At 56.9% G+C, this 21,515-nt stretch carries 14 protein-coding genes and 1 pseudogene; 7 read left to right on the forward strand and 8 right to left on the reverse strand.

Annotation, left to right across the window (positions count from 1 at the left end; translation table 11 throughout):
* Positions 1-46 precede the first annotated feature (46 nt).
* The 6 genes and pseudogenes from IG617_RS15235 to IG617_RS15260 form a co-directional block, all read right to left on the reverse strand.
* A pseudogene (locus tag IG617_RS15235) lies at positions 47-943 on the reverse strand (YifB family Mg chelatase-like AAA ATPase); the annotation flags it as partial.
* Positions 944-966: 23 nt separating this feature from the next.
* The gene (locus tag IG617_RS15240; protein WP_192110088.1) at positions 967-3,717 is read right to left on the reverse strand and encodes an ATP-binding protein; all 2,751 of its coding nucleotides are present in this window, start codon (positions 3,715-3,717) and stop codon (positions 967-969) included.
* Between the two features lie 746 nt (positions 3,718-4,463).
* Positions 4,464-4,688 (reverse strand): hypothetical protein, encoded by a 225-nt coding sequence (locus IG617_RS15245; protein WP_192110089.1) that lies wholly within the window; start codon positions 4,686-4,688, stop codon positions 4,464-4,466.
* Entirely contained in the window at positions 4,663-5,925 is a 1,263-nt protein-coding gene (locus tag IG617_RS15250; RefSeq protein ID WP_192110090.1) for an aKG-HExxH-type peptide beta-hydroxylase, read from the reverse strand. The genes IG617_RS15245 and IG617_RS15250 overlap by 26 nt, the downstream gene beginning before the upstream one ends.
* A gap of 15 nt (positions 5,926-5,940) precedes the next feature.
* Complete coding sequence (locus IG617_RS15255; RefSeq protein ID WP_192110091.1) at positions 5,941-7,146, reverse strand: radical SAM protein; 1,206 nt, start codon at positions 7,144-7,146, stop codon at positions 5,941-5,943.
* Positions 7,147-7,221: 75 nt separating this feature from the next.
* Complete coding sequence (locus IG617_RS15260; RefSeq protein WP_192110092.1) at positions 7,222-7,485, reverse strand: hypothetical protein; 264 nt, start codon at positions 7,483-7,485, stop codon at positions 7,222-7,224.
* 602 nt (positions 7,486-8,087) lie between these two features.
* Here IG617_RS15260 and IG617_RS15265 point away from each other — a divergent pair.
* Positions 8,088-9,830: a recombinase family protein gene (locus IG617_RS15265; protein WP_192110093.1), complete on the forward strand. Its 1,743-nt coding sequence runs from the start codon at positions 8,088-8,090 to the stop codon at positions 9,828-9,830.
* 138 nt (positions 9,831-9,968) lie between these two features.
* Complete coding sequence (locus IG617_RS15270; RefSeq protein ID WP_192110094.1) at positions 9,969-10,457, forward strand: site-specific integrase; 489 nt, start codon at positions 9,969-9,971, stop codon at positions 10,455-10,457.
* Positions 10,458-10,586: 129 nt separating this feature from the next.
* Here the strand turns inward: IG617_RS15270 and IG617_RS15275 are convergent, their stop codons facing one another.
* Positions 10,587-12,116 (reverse strand): DNA cytosine methyltransferase, encoded by a 1,530-nt coding sequence (locus tag IG617_RS15275; RefSeq protein WP_192110095.1) that lies wholly within the window; start codon positions 12,114-12,116, stop codon positions 10,587-10,589.
* Positions 12,117-12,392: 276 nt separating this feature from the next.
* Here IG617_RS15275 and IG617_RS15280 point away from each other — a divergent pair, with 276 nt between their 5' ends.
* The 4 genes from IG617_RS15280 to IG617_RS15295 are packed head-to-tail and all read left to right on the forward strand — an operon-like array spanning position 12,393 to position 19,646.
* Entirely contained in the window at positions 12,393-15,074 is a 2,682-nt protein-coding gene (locus IG617_RS15280; RefSeq protein ID WP_192110096.1) for a class I SAM-dependent DNA methyltransferase, read from the forward strand.
* 3 nt (positions 15,075-15,077) lie between these two features.
* Entirely contained in the window at positions 15,078-17,126 is a 2,049-nt protein-coding gene (locus tag IG617_RS15285) for a DEAD/DEAH box helicase (protein WP_192110097.1), read from the forward strand.
* A 3-nt stretch (positions 17,127-17,129) separates the two neighbouring features.
* The gene (locus IG617_RS15290) at positions 17,130-18,350 is read left to right on the forward strand and encodes a GIY-YIG nuclease family protein (RefSeq protein WP_192110098.1); all 1,221 of its coding nucleotides are present in this window, start codon (positions 17,130-17,132) and stop codon (positions 18,348-18,350) included.
* A gap of 39 nt (positions 18,351-18,389) precedes the next feature.
* Entirely contained in the window at positions 18,390-19,646 is a 1,257-nt protein-coding gene (locus IG617_RS15295) for a hypothetical protein (protein WP_192110099.1), read from the forward strand.
* 441 nt (positions 19,647-20,087) lie between these two features.
* Here IG617_RS15295 and IG617_RS15300 read toward each other — a convergent pair whose 3' ends face one another.
* Positions 20,088-20,243, reverse strand: coding sequence for a hypothetical protein (locus IG617_RS15300; RefSeq protein ID WP_192110100.1), 156 nt, complete (start codon positions 20,241-20,243; stop codon positions 20,088-20,090).
* A 93-nt stretch (positions 20,244-20,336) separates the two neighbouring features.
* Between IG617_RS15300 and IG617_RS15305 the strand changes: the two genes are divergently transcribed.
* A complete protein-coding gene (locus IG617_RS15305; RefSeq protein WP_192110101.1) occupies positions 20,337-21,368 on the forward strand; it encodes a hypothetical protein in 1,032 nt (343 codons plus the stop codon).
* Positions 21,369-21,515 lie beyond the last annotated feature (147 nt).

A 21,515-nucleotide genomic window follows, 5' to 3' on the forward strand; every position in this document is an offset into this window, starting at 1 on the left:
AACCTTTGAGAAACCGTTTCTTTCCGGGTTTGGCTCTGCTCCTGGCTCAGGCGGCCTGCCGTGCGAGATCCTGACCGCGGTAACTCAGGGCTTCTGCCAGATGGATTCGCCCGACCGTGTCCAGGCCATCAAGGTCGGCAAGGGTGCGCGCCAGCTTCAAGACCCGGTGGTATCCGCGGGCGCTGAGGGCAAGGCTTCTTGCTGCATCATGCAGGAACTGCAGGCCGCCCGGATCCGGCGCCGCAATCGTTTCGATCACGGAGGCAGGGGCCTCCGCGTTGGCCGACGCAGAAACGCCAAGTGCGAGAAAGCGCTCACGCTGGATCCGCCTTGCCTCTGCCACGCGCGCGCCGACAGCCGTCGAGGTCTCGGACGCTGTCGGTGTGATCAGGTCCGCGGCGGTCACCGCAGGCACGTCGATCCTGAGGTCGATCCGGTCGAGCAGCGGCCCTGACACCCGGGCCTGATATTCTGTTGCACAGCGTGCGCCACGGCGGCACTGGTGGCCAGGCTCTCCCGCGTAGCCACAGCGGCAGGGGTTCATCGCGGCGATGAGCTGGATGCGCGCGGGGTAGGACACCCGATGGTTGGCGCGGGCAATCACGGCCTCACCGCTTTCCAGCGGCTGGCGCAGGCTGTCGAGCACCTGGGGATTGAACTCGGGCAATTCGTCGAGAAACAGAACGCCGTTGTGGGCGAGGGACACCTCCCCGGGCTTGGCCCTGATGCCGCCGCCGACCAGCGCGGCCATGGAGGCGGAGTGATGAGGCGCACGAAATGGCCTGCGATCGGTCAGACGGCCATCTGCGAGCTCTCCCGCAAGCGAGGAAATCATCGAGACTTCGAGAAGTTCACGCGGTCTGAGCGGCGGCAGGATCGACGGAAGACGGCTGGCGAGCATGGATTTACCCGCCCCCGGTGGTCCGCTCATGAGCAAGTTATGTCACATTAATTTAATTGGGCTTTCTACTCAATTCCAGTCGTAGGACCTATGCCAAATCCTGAAGCTATTTCCTGAATTTGTGGAGAATGCGGGGCGCGTTGAACCGCCGTTCTCAATCGATGCCACCAATTCTTCCAAGAGACATTGTCGTTCACTCTGCCGTAGCGTCTGATCGCGTTAACCGAGCTCTTGGCTAACTGGAGCTGTATGTCGGCATTCCCGGACCACTGCGGCAGGCTCGCAAGGCCGACCAGCCGATCGCCCCATAACTCCACAGGCACAAATTCGCCGGCTTCACAGTAGCGATGGATCGCGTTGACCGCGCCCCTGGCCAGTTCGAGCTGAATGTCGGCATTCCCGGACCACTGCGGCCGGCTCGCAAGCTCGATCAACCGATCGCCCCAGACTTCCAGAGACGTAAAATCACCAGCCTCACCGTAAGCGGTGATCGCGTTCATCGCGCCCATAGCCAGTCGGAGCTGAATGTCGGCATTCTCGGACCATTGCGGCAGGCTCGCAAGGCCGGCGAGCCGATCGCCCCACCCCTTCATGGGATCAAATTTGCGGGCTTCACCGTAGCGGCCGATCGCGTTGACCGCGCCCCTGGCCAGTTCGAGCTGTATGTCGGCATTCCCGGACCACTGCGGCAGGCTCGTGAGGCCGACGAGCCGATCACCCCACTCCTTCATGGGATCAAATTTGCGGGCTTCACCATAGCGGCTGATCGCGTCGACCGCACCCATGGCCAGGTGGAGCTGAATGTCGGCATTCCCAGACCAATCCGGCAGGCTCGCAAGGCCGACGAGCCGATCGCCCCACTCCTCCGAAGATGCAAACTTACCGGCATCACCGTAGCGTTTGATCGCGTTGACCGCGCCCATGGCCAGGTGGAGCTGAATGTTGGCATTCCCGGACCACTGCGGCATGCTTGCAAGTCCGACGAGCCGATCACCCCACTCTTCCATGGGATCAAATTTGCGGGCTTCACCGTAGTTGTCGATCGCGTTGACCGCGCCCATAGCCAGGTGGAGCTGAATGTTGGCATTCCCGGACCACTGCGGCATGCTTGCAAGTCCGACGAGCCGATCACCCCACACCTCCATGGGGTCAAATTTGCGGGCTTCAGCGTAGCGGCTGATCGCGTTGAACGCGCCCATGACCAGGTGGAGCTGAATGTTGGCATTCCCGGACCGCTCCGGCAGGCTCGCAAGTCCGACGAGCCGATCACCCCACACCTCCATGGGATCAAATTTGCGGGCTTCACCGTAGAGATTGATCGCGTTGACCGCGCCCATGGCCAGATAGAGCTGAATGTCTGCCTCCTCGGGCAGTGCACTTGCCAAGCCCCATAACTGTTCGAGTTCCAAGGCAGGAAATTCTTTGCTCTCCGTCCCAGTTACATTATCAGCACTTAATTCAACAATTGCCCCTGCGCGGTCTCGATGAGCCTGGAGCCGATCCGGATATCGGCCGTAGAAGATCGAATGGAGGCTCTTTCGAACCGCCTCAACGTCGGAACTGCCCAGCATGTCCCGCCCTAAACTGAACAGCCGCGCCTCGACCGCATCCGGATTGGCGTTGCATGCGGCCGATATCAGTTCCTCGAATTCGCTCTGGCTAGCCTCTTCGAACCAGAGCGACAGGAGGGTGTCCGCCAATGGCTCTGGTGACAGTGCCGGAACGAACTCCTTGACCTCTTTCCGCTCATGTCCCTGATGCAAAACAACCCGTTCCGAAAGACCCGGGACCGATTGCAGGCTCGCGCGCAGGGCCTTGTTGTCGACAGGCGCCGCCAGTGAGGCGAAGGCCAGATAACGGTTGCCGTCCGGCGAGCCGGCAGGCATCAGATCCCGGGCTCGCGCCCTGATCGTTTTTTCCGGATCGGAACCAAGTAGAACCATAAGCGGGCGCCCGTCCGCCCGGGCAACTTCTTCCTCGCTCCGGTCTGGTGCAATCTTGGCCAACTCAGCATCAGAGAGCGGATCCAACCGACGTGTTGGCCAACGGCGTTCCTTCAGTCGTGCGTCTGCTGCGATCTCCCGGGATACGAATTCGGGAATGTCGACCTGCGAGGTCAACAGGACGCGGAGGCGTTCGTTATGATCCAGGAGAGCTTCAAGTCGATCCCTCAGGTCAGCCTTGTTCGCGTCATCAATCAGTATTGCAGTCTCCCGCCTGAAGCGGGCATCCGCGATGTCTTTTGCGGAGTGAGCCAGAGACAGAATGCCCACGTCCCAGCCTTGTGCCTGAAGTTCCGTCATCCATTCGAGCGCAAGTTTCGTCTTGCCGATCCCCATGGGGCCGCTGATCACGATCCATCTTGGGTGTTCGCCGGAACTGCGACCCGCGAACATCCGCAAGCCACGTTTGTCCTCGTCGCGGCCGACAAGTGGCCTACCGGGATATTGAGGGTGATCCTCTCCAACATCCTTAGGTGTTTTCAAGGGAGTAAGGATTTCCGGATACCCAGGCCAAAGAATTGGCATCATTGGGCGGAGCACCATGAGCCCCGCCACACCGACAAGCAGCCCGAAGGTTGCCCAGTCGGGAACAATCCGATCAGCACCCCAGCTCTCGTTCACGTTCCGGATGACGACCGCAAGCGCGCCTTGAGCCTGCTCCAACACTTCGACCATTACCTTTGGCGCAAAACCCAAGGCTTGCAACAAACCGGCAAGACCACCGATCACAACAGCCAAAAGTAGAGACTTACCCCAGTATGTCAGGTCGACAAATCGTATCCAGCGAAGACGGTTCCTCACTCTTCGAAACATGAAAGCGCAGCTCCCCAACCGAACACCAACATCCACAACGTCAAGTTGGAACATGAATGGGCAGTTCTGCCAAGGGATCAAGCCTTCGCGGACCGTTGTTTCGGAACATCAGTCCGAATCCGGGGCTCTAAAGTAGAGCAAGTTATGTTACATTAATTGTTTCTCTGAGATGAGATAACTTCATGCTAGCATAGAATTCGAAATCACCGTTCACCGCGAAACCTAGCATTTGTATGGATCTCGGGTTCAACAGTTCGCCACCCGATGTTGCTGTTTAGGTGGTCGCGAACGTGCAGCCTAACGGACGAGTTGCCTGAAAGCTAAATTCAGTTGAATTGCGTCCGACCGGGAGATCTAGCTGAGAGGCTGCTGACTTCATTTTCTTTTCACCGCAGCTCCACTGCGGGCCGTATTGGCCTGATCGTACGTGGATAGGATTCTTAGCTATCGCATTGCGTTGTACGACTGGAATCCTCAATGCGCTTGCGATAGTGATTAGTTACTGAGCCTGCCCCGAACGCTGGACCACGATTTGCGGTTATTCTCGGCCTTATGGCACCACCGGCAGGTTGGGATTGCCGATGGATTTCATGAACGAATTCGGTGGCTTGTTGCCGATAACTGCGAAACAGATGCTCATTGAGGCATTCGTCTCTCAGGCATCCAATGAAGCGAAGCGGACTCGGCTTGCGGCTACCTGAATGCTAGGCTATTTCTCTACGAAGCTATTTTTAGGAAGCCACGGTCTACGCTTTGTCCGGGCGGAACGAATTCACGCGAACCTTGGTGTTGATCCGTTTGCCGCTCTCCGCCCGCAGGTCCCGCTCCCGGATGAGTTGCCGGGTGCAATCGATGAAGTACTGTTTTATTTTCGCTATATCCTCCTCTGAGAGGTCGATCTCACAAAAGGAGATCGTAACATGATAGCCCTCATCAAGGGGAGGTTCAGCTTTCGGCGAAGACTGCTGCATAGGGATCTCCCGTACCTTTGCTGGTCACCGTTTCAAACACCGTCTTGATTTCGCCGAGCCACTCCCTGCCTGCCGGCGTGAGATTTGCCTGTTTCTCGATCAGCCTAATCGCTGCGTCCAGATCGCCGGCCAGCTTCCTGGCACGACCGGCTACGTCCTCGATTCCAGCATCCTGGTAGCGAGCCAGGCCAATGACGACTTGCAGAAAGACATAAATACCCTCGAAGATCCCGAATATGGGGCGTGGGTCGGGACGCCACGGAACGGAAAACCTCTCCTGCGTCTGCTCCGCTTCCAGCAGGGGCCACACCTCGCGGACATATCTTTCCTTCACATGAGCCTTTTCATGCAGGATCATTTCCAGCATCCTGCGCGGATCGCCGGGAGACACGAACATCGCGCCCTGATGGCTCGAGACGGTGAAGGCGATGGAGCGGCTGCCCTCGTCGAATTTCCGCGGCACCATACAGACGAGCGTTTCCAGCTGGTCATCGAATTCCTCGGGCCAGATCTTTTCTAGAAGATCGAAGGGCGCGCGATAGGTCGGCATATCCCAGTCGTCCGGATAATTCTCCCAGTCAACTTTCTGCCAGTCAATGCCGGAATTGCGCTGGTTGGTGCCGCTCAGTTTCAGCTTCAGACTCGGATGAAAGTTCGTCACTGTCATGCGGCCGCCGATCAGCACGGACCGGGTAACCTGGCCGGGCACCCCGCTCCGGTCGATCTGAGCGGACGCGCCGGGCTCCAGCTCTGCGGCAATTTCCGCAGCGTTTCGCAGGGCACCGGCCGGCACGGTCAGGCACCCGTGATTGTCTGCCTGGAAGAACCATTGCAGGTGGGCGGGCGCATAGCGCGCGCCCACTGCCAGTGCGATCTCATCATCCGGGCGTTTCCCGTCGGACGGGCCTTCGGGATCGAACAGCAAGCTGTCGAACTCGCCTAGCAGTCGCAGTTTATGGGCATCGATTGCGTCCCAGTCGGGCAGTCTGGCGACCGATTGCCACCACGCCCGGAAGACCGGCAACTCGCACAGCTCGGCAAGACGGGTTCCGTCGGACATCAGCGCATTGCGGGCAACTTCGGAATAGGCACCGCAATCGGGCCGCGATCCGATATGGGCAAGAAACGGCGCGATTTCCTGGAGCTGGCGGACGGCGGCCGTCTTTCGCAGCATGCGCGTTGCGTCGACGTTGTGGTTGGCAATGACAAAGTCCCTGGGCGTAAGTTGGCTATCCATGTGACGCTCCCACTGCTACAGGCACGGACGGGTTCCGGTTCCTGCCCTGTTTCGACTTTTCTCGATATGGACGGACAGCCGCTCGTAGGCGTGCTCGATCAGCCCGTAGAGGGCATTGCAATAAATACTCGGATTGTTGAACCCCTGCTCCAGAGGACCATCGGCAAGGGTTGAATACCTGTGCGGCAAATATCCGCCTCCACAGACATCGGAAGCACGGCAGTCCTGACAAGTGCCACACACCGGCACATGTTTTTGCTGGAGTTTGGCCACCATGGGCACATCATAGACCGCATCGATAGGGTTCTTCACGACGCCGAGCCCGAGTTTGGTCATGCCATGTTCGGTGCACTTGAGGGCATCGGTGCCCTCGTAGTCACCGTTTGTTTCGACGACGATGACGCCGACGGGTTTTCCGCCAATGTTGTCGCTGCTGTGCGGATACCCGGCGAGCATCCGGATAACATTCTCGAAATACCGGAACCCGTGGGTCTGCGGATCGTCGAACCACAGGTCGAACAGGCGAATGAGCCAATCCCGGTAAGTCCATCTTCCGCCGGGCGGAGGATGGGCGTGATTGGCATGCGGCAGGCTTATGTCGAAACCGTATATGCCAAGGGACTTGAATTCGGCCCAGACTTCGTCCGGGTCCACGTCAAGGTTCACGACCGACATGACCGTAGTAAAAATCTCTTGCCCGCGCGGATGCGCGTTCAAAAGCCTGATCGCCTTGACCACGTCATCATAGCTGCCGCGGCCATCATGATAGAGGCGGAACCTGTCATGGACGGACCGGGGGCCATCAATGCTCAACCCGATGCGGACATTGGAATCGGCGAGAAACGAAATCCATTCGTCGTCGATCAGGACGCCGTTGGATTGAATGTTGAAGGAGGCTTCGATGCCGCCGCCAAGTCCCTCCTGGACGACATTAAGCCATTGGCGCATGTAGTTGCGGCCCATCAGCAGCGGCTCGCCGCCATGCAGGATGATCGCAGTGCCTTTCAGGCCGTGGCCGAGGAGATGCTCCCGGATCCGGCCGGCCATCGCTTCGGCGACATCTAGCTTCATCCGCCCAGGTTGGCTCCGGTAGGTGCTGTCCTGAAGGTTATACATATAGCAGTAGCTGCAATTCAGGTTGCACCTGCTGACCACCTTCACAACAAACGTTGTAAACGGAACATAATGCTCTGTGAAATCAATATCCGTCAGCATCGCCATAGCATCTTCGAAATACGCGGCAGAGCCATCGCGCGTTGAAAATCTGCACGCGATGGCCGGTTGCTTGGGCCCGGGCTAGGCGGCTGAACTGAACGTGGAAAAGGTCGAGAACGTCGAGAATTCGTCCACGCTCCTTGTGCCCGGTGCCGCTTTGCCAAGTTCCTTGGCTGCCTCGAGCGCGCCCTTGATCGCCGCATTTCTGACACCTTCAAGGCCACGGTCGTCCAAGGAGATGCCATCAAGGGTGATAGAGAACTTGTTCTCGGCACCGATCGGCTCCTTTCCCCTTTTCAGATCACCAAATGACTTCTTGTCGAATTTTCCGCTTGGACTTGCCATATCGGGCCTCCCCGGCGCTAGACATTGAAAATAAGATTGCTACAATTTTTGCGCGAGTTACTCCTCACACATTACGTAAGGTAATATAATCCCGAACTTTGATCAACTATTAGTTGATTTATTCTAACTTGATGCGACCTATAGTATGATTAATGTCGGCTTGGGGCTGAATGAAAATACGAGCTAGCTTGGCGAGTTTGCGAGATAAAGGTGTCGTGCCTCTTGCCATTCAGATGCCTGCGCCCCGAGCTTGATTGACGTAAACAGCTTCTTACGCCTTGCACGTGCTCGAAGCCGATATCGCAGAAATCGGACGAAGGTACGTGGTCTTCCCAACCCGGAAATTCACCGCGTCCAAAATGGAGTTCGGCTTTATGGACAACACGCAGATTGCCCAACGTCTGGAACGGAAGCGCTACAGAAAATGCGTGGAGCTAGGCACTTCTCCGTCCACAAAGCACACTCAATTTAGCGTGCATTTAACACATAGAGCGAAAAGTGTTTAATTTCAATATATTGTGAATTCTGCCTTCAGGTCCGGGGCGCATTATTGAAGCAAGTTATGGTACATTAATTGATGATTCGAATCTCGGATGGTCATGGTGTCTAAGGTATACTCCTATATTCGTTTTTCCACACCGGAGCAGGCGCGAGGCGACTCTCTGCGCCGACAGCTTGCTGATGCAGAGGAGTGGTGTGCCGGTCGAGGACTCGTCCTGGACCAGTCGCTTAGGGACCTCGGCATTTCGGCCTATAAAGGGTCGAATGCCGAAGTCGGCAGCGGGCTCGGGAGTTTTCTCGAGCTGGTGAAGACCGGGAAGGTCGAGCGGGGCTCAATCCTAATCGTTGAGTCTTTGGATCGGCTATCCCGTGAAAATGTACTTGTTGCGCTCCCGAGATTTCTGGACCTGCTTAATGCAGGCATCCGCATCGTCACCTTGACCGACAAGCAAGAGTACTCGGCAGAGGAAATTCGCGAGAATTGGAACCCGTTGATCGTTAGCCTTGCGGTCATGGCCCGCGCTCACGACGAGTCGCGCGTGAAGGGCATCCGTGTCGCCAGGGCATGGGCGAATAAGCGTGAACTCGCCCGCAATGGCAGTCATAAGTTGACCCGCCGCGCGCCTGCATGGCTCGAACTGGTCGGTGACGAATTTGTTCCGGATGAAGACCGGGCGAACATCGTCAAACGAATTTTCCGGGAGACGATCGAAGGGTATGGACGTCGCACTATCGCGAATCGTTTGAACGAGGAAGGAGTCCCGGCATTTCGGGGGAAGAACGGGTGGCACGCCTCGTCAATTGCGAAAATCCTGTCGAGCCGTGCTGTTTTTGGTGAGTTCCAGCCCGGAATCGGTAGTAATTCGGCCCGGAACCATCGTCCCGAAGGCGACCCGATCAAAAACTACTTTCCCGTTATCGTCGACGAGACCACCTACTGGAGAGCCCAAGGCGTCATCGCCGGGCGCCGGATTAATCCAGCTGGGGGAGAGACTACCGTTGTGCGTGGCAAGGGGGGCCGCCGAGGTCATGGCGTTTCCCACCTTTTGATCGGGCTGGGAAAGTGCCACAGTTGTCGAGGTCCCATGCACATCATCAACAAAGGGCAACCTCCGAAGGGCGCCCTCTACCTGCAATGCTCAACGGCGAGCCGGAGAGCAGGATGCGACAACGGAAAACGGTGGCGGGTGGACGTGATTGAAAGACGTTTGCTGAAGCACCTATCTTACATTGATGTAGATGCAGTCCTTCACGGTAAGACATTCAGGAAGGAGGCCGAAGCAGTTGAATCGCTTCGGTCAAAACTTACGGCGACCGAAGCGAAGCGCGACGCCGTGCTTCGGGTTGTGGCAACCGGGGACGAAGCCGCAGTCAAGCTGTTCAATGTACTTGTAGCTGAGATTCACGAGATAAAGGCTGAGCTCGCGAGGGCGGAAAAGACGCTATCTCAGATTTCGGCCGATCCAGGACTTAAGACCCGACTTGCAGATGCAGTGGATCTCTCTCGTGCAATGGATGATGCGACGGCGGAGGAGCGCACGGCGATCCGGACACGACTTGCGGAGCAGCTTCGGCAAATCGTTGATGTAATTTGGTTCCTTCCAGATATCGGCGTCGAAGCCGACCTGAAAATTCGCCCCGATCTTCAGGAGAGTGACATTCCCTTTGTTTGGGGAGATTCAACCAAGAGGCTTTGGCGTCTTGATCTGAATTGGGATCACGACGGAAACGGTACCGCACCTTGGGAATTCAACGAAATGTTCGATGAAGTGTCCAATGAAATGTTGGACAGGCATAGAGGCGGGCGGCGGTGGCCCGGCCACAAAGTCTCTTCCGATGACTAGCTCGCCGCCAACGAAGCGCAGACCTTCCGCATAAAGCGTTTGCCTACAACACAGGCCCAAGTGCTCCCAAATCCCCAATTGTTGGGGATTTGGGAACTTTAATTAGGTAGTTCGGGAGGAGAAATCGTCTGGCTTCAGGTGTCCGATTTGGTCGAGCTTGACGAGTACACTGTCATTGATTTGCGACGTCCTCTGATGATCGACCGGAAAGAAGTTGATCGCCAACTTAAGACGGAGACCAGTCCAAGAATTGTAGGTCTGCCGTCGTTTCTGGTCGACGCTGGGTTCGTCGACTACGCCCGGGACATCCGGAAGCGTGGATTCGTATTTTCCGCATTTCACGCGGCGGGCGATCCGGCAGATGCGGCGTCAAAACAAATGACGAATTGGATGAAAAAGATCGCCATTCATGAGCGGCACCGTCAGACGTTCCACTCCTTGAGACATAACGCGAAGCACTGGTACGCGAATGAACTCGGCGAGCGAACCGCCGACCGCCAACTCGGTCATGCCCCGGCGAACGTCAGCAGGGGGTATGGGTTCCCGGTCATACAGTCCGAAGAAATCGAGAAAATCGCATCCATGCCGATTCCGCGTGGTCTCGATTTGTCGCCATTCATTTCGTGAAAATGGACCTGAAGACCGAGGTGGCCACTTCACCACCATGGCAAACGCCCGGGTAAACACCCAATTGCCCGTCGATGCGATGATCCGATGGAATTTGAAGTCCTCTAAGATTGGGGAATTCAATTTCCATCAATCGGCGCTGCGAGAATTCCGTTTTCCGAACAAACGCCGCGTGGGATTTTGTAGACGCCGCTCTTCCTCGTATAAATCATCAATAAAGTTGTATTCTTCCGGGTCGAAGTAGAAGTCGCCTTTCCAAGGTAGCGTTAATCGAACCTGTTTGAGGGCATCATCGTGACCGGAATCAAATAGCTCTTCAAAGCGTTCCAATACCGATTTCCTTTGGCTGACTGGAAACCTGTATTCTTTGAACTCACCCTTTAGCGTTTTGATCTCTGACGATCTACGAGCCTGTCGGGGCAAGTAAACATCCTGCCACTCAACATTGAGCTGGAGAGCTTTTTTGAGATCAGACCGGGTGCTGTCAGGAAGCGATTGATACTGTGGGTCAGCGTCAAGTTCGGCAATTTCGAGAGCCGGATTGGAAAACGTGCGTCCCTTGAGCAGGCGACGCGCTCGATTCAGTTGTGACTTCCGGTTTCGAGCGACACTATCTGATTGCCCTTTGGTTTGACGAAGCCAAGTATCGAAGCCGGGTTCGATTGCTGGCATCGACTTGCCTTCGTGCCGTTCCTTAATGACGCGACCCAAGGCAGCGGCCAACGGTGGCGGCACCGCGTTTGCGACCGCAAGCCCTCCGGCATGTTTCCCCTCCGCGACGCCTGACCAGTCGTAGTTAATCGGGAACCCTTGAATGAGGGCCATCTCTTGAAATGTCAGGAATGGTATTGCCGCAGGATCTGCGTAGTCTGCTTTGCCGTTTGGGCCTTTGGGAGCATGAAGCTCCTGTTCACCGGCCCGAGGCGCACTTGCAGTGCTGACGATTGTCAAACAGGGCTCGTCGATTGACAGCGTGGTTCGTCTTCGCCGCGATATGCGAATGGCTCTGGCATCTTCGGGAAACCCATCACCAGGATGAACCCCGATCGATGTGCCAAACGCGTCTCTCAATGTCATTGGTCGTTCTGACCTGGCCTTCTTGATAGCACTTGTCAGAAAACCGTCTCGTTCGCCGAGGCGTCCAACAACGATCAGTCGCTTCCTTGATTGCGGTACACCATAATACGAGGCATCAACAACCTCTTCTGTCAGCCCATATCCTGCTCGTTTGAAGATTCCGCGAGCCTTCTGGTAGGTCTTTGAGGTTTGCGCCCGCTCAACGTTTTCCATGAAGAACCATTCAGGCCTCCGCGTGACGATGGCGGAGGCGAAGGCCACTGTCATCCGGGCTTTGTCGCCCTCTTTCCGGCTCCCGGCTGTTGAATAGTCCTGGCAGGGCGGGCCGCCGCAAATGACATCAAGGTCATAATCTTCCAAGTCATACGCGATCTTGAGTACGTCGGCTAAATCGACGTTTGCATCGACTTTCGTGGAGTAACGAGAGCGCGGGTGACCCCTGAAAACTGTTTTGGGGTGATTGGCTTTATAGATCTTGAGTGCTGGGCCCCAATTGTCGTAGCCGAACAATATGTCCCACCCGGCTTGCTTCAGACCCTCGGTCATCCCGCCGGCGCCGCAAAATAGTTCCACAGCCTTCATTGTCGCCTCCTAGTTTGGTGGGAGGCTAAGCTGGCAACTCATAACGAAAAGTTTCGTGATCCAGTAGGTGGGGAAGGCGTCCCCGTAAGAGGGCGCCATTTCTTGTTGTGGAGGGCCCCGGAAGTCTGTGTGCTTGAAACTCTCCCCGTCACGAGATTCGAATTCCAGGCTTCCGACCTAGACCTATGAATGCAAACCGGTATTCTCTCTGATTAAAACTGAGAATTGCAAGGCGTCGAAGGATTCGTGCGGTGTCTTCTGGGGATGGGTGTTTTCGTGAACGTCGTTGAAGTCGAAGAAGCATTTGAGCGGCTTTTTGCCGGAGAATTCGATCCGGAAGTTTTCCCGATTGCCTTGGCCGAGGCCATCGGTACCTCAAATGCCAACATTTCCAAGCTGAAGTCTGGAGCCATGAACCGGACGGATCTTCCAGGCGGTACACTGCTCAACGGAAAGTTCCACTTCTTTCCCGCCGAAGAAGGGAAGACTGAAGAGGCGCTGGAAACCCTCTGTGGATCCAAGGCCACGAAGACCCGCAAGGTTCGGGTCGCGATCTCCACCGACGGAACGGCTGTTGCCGCCCGGGACATGAAATCCGGTGAGGCACGGTTTTGCGACTACGCGGAACTCAAGAACAATTTCGGCTTCTTCCTGCCTCTTGCAGGTTTCGAGCGCTTCAAGGCGGCGGATGAAAACCCGGTCGATATTCGCGCCACCAGCCGCCTCGCGAAGCTGTATGACGCCCTGATCAAGGCCAATCCGGAATGGGGGAAAGACGATAACCGGCATGTCATGAACCAGTTCATGACGCGGATCGTCTTCTGTCTGTTCGCGGAGGATACGGGAATCCTTTCCGACAATCTCTTTGCCCGTTGTCTGACAGACTACGGCGGGAACGCAGGTGAGACGGCGCAGGATGCAATCCTTGCGGCCTTCACGGCTATGGCGACGTCGTCGGACAAGCGACACGACCTGCCCAAATGGGCAGATGATTTTCCTTATGTGAACGGCGGCCTGTTCGCGGAAGGAATTGCGGTACCCATCTTTTCGCGAACAGCCTTTCAGTACCTGAAAGAAGCCGCAGGGATGGACTGGAAGGAGATTAATCCGGACATATTCGGCTCGATGATCCAGTCCATTGCCGACCCGAAGGCGCGGTCGGAACTCGGCATGCATTACACCAGCGTGCCGAACATCCTGAAGGTGATCGGTCCGCTGTTCCTGGATGATCTGGACGAGGCCATCGACAAGGCCTGGACCAAGGCGTCGGCCCTGCGCGCCGTCCTGCAACGGATATCCAAGATCCGGGTGTTCGATCCTGCCTGCGGATCCGGAAACTTTCTCGTCGTCTCCTACCGGGAACTTCGGGACAGGGAAATCCGGATCCTGAAGCGGTTGGAGGAAATTGACCCGGGCCATGCCATGGAAATGTTTTCCTCCGTTTCCCTGAGCAATTTCCACGGCATCGAAATTACCGACTTCGCCGCGGAGACGGCGAAACTGGCGCTCTTCATTGCCGAATATCAGGCGAATGCGCGTTTTGCGGACGTCTTCGGTCGCATGCCGCCTGCATTGCCTCTCCGGGATGGCGGGCACATCGTCTGCGACAACGCTCTGAGGGTGAATTGGGACGCTGTCTGTCCACCACCGGACTTGGTGGAGGAAGTTTACATTGCCGGGAACCCACCCTTCCTTGGATCGACCTATCAGACCAAGGAACAGAAGGCAGATCTAGCTCATGTATTTAAGGGCGATGTGAAAAATTTTGCCGCTTTTGATTTTGTGGCAGCTTGGTTCTTCAAGGCATCTCGGTATCTTGAGGGACGGACCGTCCGGGCGGCCTTCGTGTCTACCAATTCCATTTGCCAAGGATATTCGGTTGCGGCGCTCTGGCCTCACGTTTTGGGGCGTCACCTGGAAATCGGATTCGCTCACAAGGATTTCAAGTGGCGGAATAATGCATCGTCCAACGCGGCGGTAATATGCTCAATCGTCGGACTCCGTAATCAAGGCGCGTCCCGAAAGCGGCTGTTTATTGGCGATACAACAAGCTTGGTCGACAATATCAATCCGTATCTTGTCAATGGACCGACCGTATATGTACATGGGACCCGTCATGGCATGTTTGGGCTTCCCGCAATGGACTACGGCAACAAGCCTGTCGAAGGTGGACATCTCATTGTTGACGAGACCACACGGTCAAGGCTCATCGAAGAAGAGCCGGAATTGTCGAAATTTCTTCGCCCATTCATGGGATCACAGGAGATCACAAAAGGGTTCCAGCGATATTGCTTTTGGATCACTGACGAAACGGTTTCAGATGCCCTTCAGTTTCCTGAGATACGTGAACGAGTTGAGAGCGTAAGGAGTTTCCGGGCTGAAAGCCCAGACGCGTATGTACGTGAAAAGCTCCTACCCCTTTCCTATCGCTTTAAGCAGGTTTTCACTTCGAAAAGCCATGCCATCCTTGTTCCTCGCGTCACGTCTGAACGACGTCCCTACCTTCCGGTCGAGCGAGTAGGTGCTGACGTAATTTCATCTGACCTGAATCAGGTCCTTTACGACGCCCCGGACTGGTGCATCGCGCTGATCGCTTCCAAGCTTCATCTCGTTTGGATCGCAACTGTTTGCGGCAAGCTGAAATCCGATTTCCGGTATTCCAATACCCTCGGCTGGAACACGTTCCCCGTTCCGGCATTCACGGACAAACAGAAATCTGCGCTTGAAGAAAGCGCGCGCGAAATCCTTCTGGTGCGTGCCGATCATCACCCCAAGACCATCGCGCAGCTCTATGATCCGGACAAGATGCCGGACGATCTGAGGCAGGCGCATCGGCGCAACGATAAACTGCTGGAATCCATGTATATCGGGCGTCCCTTTCGAAACGATACCGAGCGGCTGGAATACCTCTTCAAGCGATATGCCGACCGCGTCGCCGAGCTGAAGAAAGGCGCCTGACTCATGACCGATCTCGTCAAAGTCACCTATTCCCAGAGCGGCAAGTCGAAGACGACGAACGAAATGGGTATGCGCCCCATGCAGGCCCGAGTCTACGACGCCCGCAATGCTCAATGCCTGCTCTTGAAGGCGCCGCCGGCCGCCGGAAAATCCCGCGCCCTGATGTTCCTCGGGCTGGACAAGCTTCATCATCAGGGACTGGAAAAGGTCATTGTTGCTGTTCCGGAGCGCTCCATCGGATCGTCCTTCAGCTCCACGGACCTGACCAGCCACGGCTTTTTCGCTGATTGGCAAGTGGAACCTCGTTGGAACCTCTGCACCGCCGGGACGGATGCGGGCGACGCCGCGAGAGCCAAGGTGAAGGCTTTCAAGGATTTCATGGCGTCTCCCGGCCGGGTCCTGGTCTGCACCCACGCGACCTTCCGCTTCGCCTTTGAGGAAGTCGGCGTCGAAGCCTTCGACAAGTCCATGGTGGCCATCGACGAGTTCCATCATGTCAGTGCGTCGGAGGAAAACCGCCTCGGTGAAATCCTAAGGGAGCTGGTCGCCCGGGATCGAGCCCACATCATGGCGATGACCGGATCCTACTTCCGGGGTGACACGGCGCCCGTCTTGCGCCCGGAGGACGAAGCCAAGTTCACCAGCGTCACCTATTCCTACTACGAGCAGCTCGATGGCTATGAGCACCTTAAGACGTTGGGGATTGGATATCACTTCTACCGGGGACGGTATGTCGACGCCCTAATGGATGTCCTCGACACGTCGAAGAAGACCATCGTTCACATTCCGCATGTCATGTCGGCGGAAGCCTATGACCACAAGGACCAGCAGGTCGGCGCAATCATGGACGCCATCGGCGACCATTGGGGCATCGATCCGAACACCGGGTACGACCTGATCAAGCGGGCGTCGGACGGAAAGGTGCTGAAGGTCGCCAACCTTGTCGATGATAACAGTGCGACGCGACCGAAGGTCGTTTCGTCCCTTCAGAAGGCGAAGGACAAGGACGACGTCGATATCATCATTGCCCTCGGCATGGCGAAGGAGGGGTTCGACTGGGTCTGGTGTGAGCACGCCCTGACGGTCGGCTATCGATCCTCCCTCACGGAAATCATCCAGATCATAGGGCGCGCGACCCGGGACGCCCCCGGGAAGCCTCATGCGCAATTCACGAATCTGATCGCGGAACCGGCTGCCGAAGAAGGCATTGTGGTCGATGCCGTCAACGACATGCTGAAAGCAATCTCCGGCGCCTTGCTGATGGAGCAGGTTCTGGCCCCCAGCTTCAAGTTCCATCGCCGTCCGGACGACGCCGATGAGAGCGACGCCTGGCAGGATGAAAACGGCACCATCCATGTCGAGATCAAAGGGCTGGCGATGCCTTCAACGGATCGCTCCAAGGCCATCATCGAAAACGACATGGACGATCTGGTCGCCAAGGCCTGCCAGTCGATGGATCGCCGGACGATTGCCGACGACATCGCTCCGGAAGTCGCCACCCAGATGGTGATGACCGACATCATCGAACGCAGCTACGAGAACCTGTCGAATGATGAGACCGAGGAAGTCCGCCAGCATCTAGCCGCCCGGATGAACCTGATGAACATGGCGCGCCGGGAAGCTCAGCGCCAGGCCGAAGAGAACGACGCCGAATACACTCAAGGCGAAGGTTCGGGCGGCGAAATGGACGAAGACGGCGCCGAGCGGGACTATTCCGGTCTGCTCAGGATGGTGAAGAAGTTCATCAATGTCCGGGACCTCGATATCGATCTGATCGACAGCGTGAATCCCTTCCGTGAATCTTATGACGTCGCATCGAAGGCACTCGACAGTCAGGTGCTGTCGCAGATCCAGGCAATGATGGTCGCCCAGAGGATCCAGATGACCGAGGCGGAAGCAGTCGCCCTCTGGCCCCGGATCAAACGGTTCCGTGAACAGGAGGGACGAGCGCCCAATCCCAACGCGGCCGATCCTCTCGAAAAGCGTCTCGGCGAAGCCCATTCCTATATCCGGGCGAAAAAAGCGGAACGCATGCGGGCGGCGGAGGCCTGATCCATGGCGCGCCGGACATTGGACGACATATTCGAGGATGATGACCCGTTCGGTCTACTCGACGTGAAACCCGGAAGAAGCGGTGGTGTATCTGCCGACCTGGAAAAGGACCGGGCTGTTCTTGAACAGGCGACCGCCTTCTTCAAGGAGAATGGCCGCGCTCCGGACCGTGACGCGATTGACATCAACGAAGCGATTCTGGGACGAAGGTTGGCACGAGTCCGGGACGGCGCCCATGCCGTCGATCTTCGCGGCGAAGATGCGTCCGGCATGCTTGTCCTGCAAGAAGAGCCTGCGGAACCGCCTCAACCTTCATGGCGAGACGAAGTTCCGGAAGACGAGGCCTCTGACTTGTCCCTCGACGATATTTTCGATGATGAGGATTTCGAGCTCGATGCGGGATTGGTCAAGCCGTCGAAGGTAACGCCCGCGGCGGAAAGGAACGTGAGCGACCATCGCGCGGAACGCCGCCCCTGCCGGGATTTCAAGATCTTCGAACCTCTGTTCGAGGACATTCATGCCGCCGTCCAGCGTGGGGATCGCGAACTCGTTCCCTTCACGAAGAAGGGCGGCACGGAAACCGTGGAAGGCGACTTCTTCATCCAGAAGGGGCAATACGCCTATGTCGCCGAGAAGGGCGAACGCACCATGAAGGGCGGCCGCTCGGATCACCGGTTACGCGTGATCTATTCGAACGGGACCGAAAGCGACATCCTGATGCGTTCCTTCGAAAAGGGTATGTACGATGATCCGACTGCGCGTCGCGTCGAGGGGCGCGGCTTCGGCCCCCTGGACGACAGGTGGCAGGACGATAAGGCCATCGTGAATGGTGTGGTTTACGTTGCCCGGAGTAAATCCACCCAACCGGACATCCAGCGGGACAGGCTTATCCTTCACAAGATCGGGGTGACGTCAGGCGACGTCCAGCGCCGCATTGCCGACGCGAGAAACGATCCGACCTTTCTTTTTGCCCCCGTCGAAATAGTCGCGACTTTCGAGTTGGTCGGTATGCGCCGTGACCGGGTCGAACACATCCTGCACGCATTCTTCGAAGGCGCTCGTGCTGACATTTCCGTTCCGGATCGCTTCGGCAGGAATGTCCGCCCGAGAGAATGGTTCTACGTGCGTCCGGACACGGTCGCCAAAGCGGTCGCGGCCATCAAGGATGGATCGATCGTGAGTCTGGAATACGACGTGGAGACGCAGTCGATCCGGAAGCGGTGATGGAAGGCCTTAGGGCTCAATAATTGAAGGTGCGATGGTGTGCCAGGTTACAATCATTATCCCGACTGTGCATGCGGCTGGTGCGTCAATTACGGATGGAGCCGTGTAAGCCGCACAGACATCCAAAACACCTTCGCATACCGTGACGCGCGCTCGCTTCTGAAGCAATACAACGCGAATTCGGTCGCAGGATGTTATGTGAATCCGAACGCGCGCTGTCCGGTTTGCAATGCGCCCGTCTTCTTCTACGCGAATGCAGCAGGCAGTCGCGTATATTTCGACGATCTGGGGCCTCCATGGCCGAAACATCCATGCACGGATAATGGCCCTCAAAGGATTTCCAGCACCGAATTGACGAATAGGGGGCCAAGCAGAAGGCCGATTGGCGAGGTCAAGGAACTCTTGGCCGCGGCCCAAAGAGCCGGATTAAGCAAGCCTGGCAAGCCAGGAGGCAAAAAGGAGGATGTTTGGTCACTGGCGGTCGTCCATGCGGTTCGACGGCTGGGGAACGAAAACCAGATCGAAGCGGAGTTCCTCGATACAAAGTCGGGCGGAGTGTTTGGTTTCGCCTGCTATTCGGATCGAGAGTTCCTGTCGCCTGGTGAATTCATCAGCGTGAAGGGAAATCAGGTGTCTTGTGTTTCCAGGCACTCCTTGTCGCCGACGTTCTTCACATTTGGCGGGTCGGTGAACCTCGACGGAGAACCTGAGCCAGACGGCAGAAAGCCTCCGACGTCACCTTTGGCTGGTACTCTTTATTCCCCGAAAGATGCCCGGTTGATAAAGCGGAAGAAGCCCAGAAAATCGGCTTCGGCAAATGATAAGCGGGATGGAGATCGGAGCCGGTTGGGCCCGAGCCGGGACAAACCGGGCGTCTTACCGAAGTCAAAACTCGACATGCAGAAATCCGAGATGGTGCATTTCGAAAGCGGAGCTGTGACGTTTGAGGAACTGTATCGCCGGTTGGAGCCAGTCGTAAAACAGCTGGCGCGTGAAGGAACGAGAAAGCCAAAGGACGTAGCACCCAGACTCAATTTTCTGGGGTTCCGGACTGCTGACGGTTCCAAGTGGACGCCTCGGTTGGTGTATTTCCTCCTGGCGTTGATATTCAACGATGCGACGTCAATGGAGCCGCGGCGGAACAATACCGGGAAACGTTCCCAGACACCCGCAAGACCAACCTCGCGAAATCGGAATGCCAAAGGTCCTACGGAGCCATTGACCAAGGAGAGCATCGCCGCGCGACTGGCCAACCTTGGCACCGTCTCAATCAAGCCGAACGGAAAAAATAAATAGTGGCGTCCAGAACGATACGTCCATCAATTCAGAAGCTGAGCCAATGGGGTGACGTCAGAAAACATTGCTGGTTAGCAGCCGCAATTCGGGGTTTCCAGATCAACTGATTGGATATCACCCCCATGGAACCGATATCTGAACACTCCAGTCCCCCTTGACGGCCGTTCCGCCGACAGCCAGCCTGAATAGATAAACCCCAGATCTTCGCGGCGGTAACCGCTCCCTGGGGTGTATCTATTGGACGGTTTCCATGGTCGGATTGCTTCCCATCGCAGTCAACCGCAGGTCGGTTGATACTTGAACCGCGGGCTCGGATATGCCCCCTCCGAGCCGACGCCGAAAAATACCCCCTCAGTCAAAAATGTTGACCAACCCGCATCTGTCCTCAATTTCGAGACCGCATGGGCTGAGGCGCAATGGCTTCGAGGGATCGGCAATGAATCAAAGCGCTCGAAACGCAACGCCGGACCTGTAGATGAATTCTATGTTGACCGTGCAAACAGCCGGCGGGATGCGGTGCGACGCAGATTGAACGACGGTTTCCAGTGTTTCGGCGAAACCGTCGGTGGACGGTATCGCGTCCCCTTCACCGAGCATGGCCTTCGCTCCGATGATTATCATGTTCTGCGACGGCTCGTTCACCTGACGCCCCGGGCTTCACGTCTCCAATCCGGCAGGGACAAGGCTGTAATGCAGGGTACTGACGCGAAGGTTCTCGCGTTGGACGAGCCCTGGCTGGTGCTCAACGGCAAAGTCCGAGGCGTTTTCCGCATCGACCTGGATATTACCTTTCGTGGCTGGGATACGCTCCGATACGAAATCGAGCAGCTATCCTTGCCGTGCCTGCCGCATGTCGTCGTCGGACACGAACTTCCGGATGGTTCGATCGAACGGCCGCACCTGCTCTATTTTCTCCCATTTGGGTCTGAGGTGTGGTTCGACCCGGAGGATCCTCGCTGCCGGAGGGACATCATGAGCTTGTGGCGGGGCGTCCATGCCGGCATCACTAAGGCATTCCTGCCGCTTGGCGCAGACCCCGGTGCCCTGTCAAATCCGGTGCGTATCAAAAATCCCATGAGCCCCTTTTGGGACATTCAAGTGTGGAACGAGCAGACTTTTCCTGACTTGTCCGAATGGGCCTCATGGGTTGATACCTCGACGTCCCGGGACGCAATGATCAGGGAAAGCGCGGAAAGGCTCTCCAGGCTCGACAAGACGGCCTCCAACGCACTGTTCACAACCCTTCAGCGGCGCGCATTCGAGGTCCTGAGGGAAATGCGGACGTCGAATGACCCCATCTACGTTGAAACCATTTCATCCGGAAACCGCGGCCGACTGGCGGAAGCCCTGTTCGACAGACTCGTTCCGGAAGCCGTTACCATGGCGTCGCACCCGAAACAGGCGCTGGCGATCCTTTACCGTGTCACGCCGTTCGCGGCGACACGGTGGGACCCAGTACGGGCTTCCCGTGATGAGCGGAAAGACCGGGGTGCTTGCGCGGCCGAGGTCGAAGGACTGAATCTTCACGAACGCCACGCGGTCGGAGGGCGGTATGGTGCCGCAGAGCGGGCGCGGAAGTCGGTTCAGGCGATCCGGGAGGCAATCGCGGTGTTGCGCGCCGAGGGGCGGAAAATTTCGAAATCCGAAGTATCCCGACGAACGGGTCTGTCGCGACCGACAATTTACGCCCACTGGGACGAAGCTATTTCGTTGTTGATCTGACGAACCGTGACGTGATCCGAAAAAGTGTAAAGTTCAGTGTATAGAAAAAAAGCTAGACAATACGGCGGGTGATGTCCTTGGTCTTGAGGTCTCCATCCAGAGTATATTTCAGTGCGGTCCACCAACTATCTCGGTAAGGTGGTCGAG

Origin of the sequence: Roseibium polysiphoniae, assembly GCF_014842925.1 — a bacterium.
Classification (GTDB): domain Bacteria; phylum Pseudomonadota; class Alphaproteobacteria; order Rhizobiales; family Stappiaceae; genus Roseibium; species Roseibium polysiphoniae.

What these genes read in the sequence shown, in the direction of transcription:
- IG617_RS15240 (WP_192110088.1), bottom strand. Translation starts at nt 3,717, where the DNA reads ATGTTTCGAAGAGTGAGGAACCGTCTTCGCTGGATACGATTTGTCGAC.
- IG617_RS15245 (WP_192110089.1), bottom strand. Translation starts at nt 4,688, where the DNA reads ATGCAGCAGTCTTCGCCGAAAGCTGAACCTCCCCTTGATGAGGGCTAT.
- IG617_RS15250 (WP_192110090.1), bottom strand. Translation starts at nt 5,925, where the DNA reads ATGGATAGCCAACTTACGCCCAGGGACTTTGTCATTGCCAACCACAAC.
- IG617_RS15255 (WP_192110091.1), bottom strand. Translation starts at nt 7,146, where the DNA reads ATGGCGATGCTGACGGATATTGATTTCACAGAGCATTATGTTCCGTTT.
- IG617_RS15260 (WP_192110092.1), bottom strand. Translation starts at nt 7,485, where the DNA reads ATGGCAAGTCCAAGCGGAAAATTCGACAAGAAGTCATTTGGTGATCTG.
- IG617_RS15275 (WP_192110095.1), bottom strand. Translation starts at nt 12,116, where the DNA reads ATGAAGGCTGTGGAACTATTTTGCGGCGCCGGCGGGATGACCGAGGGT.
- IG617_RS15285 (WP_192110097.1), top strand. Translation starts at nt 15,078, where the DNA reads ATGACCGATCTCGTCAAAGTCACCTATTCCCAGAGCGGCAAGTCGAAG.
- IG617_RS15290 (WP_192110098.1), top strand. Translation starts at nt 17,130, where the DNA reads ATGGCGCGCCGGACATTGGACGACATATTCGAGGATGATGACCCGTTC.
- IG617_RS15300 (WP_192110100.1), bottom strand. Translation starts at nt 20,243, where the DNA reads ATGCTCGGTGAAGGGGACGCGATACCGTCCACCGACGGTTTCGCCGAA.
- IG617_RS15305 (WP_192110101.1), top strand. Translation starts at nt 20,337, where the DNA reads ATGCAGGGTACTGACGCGAAGGTTCTCGCGTTGGACGAGCCCTGGCTG.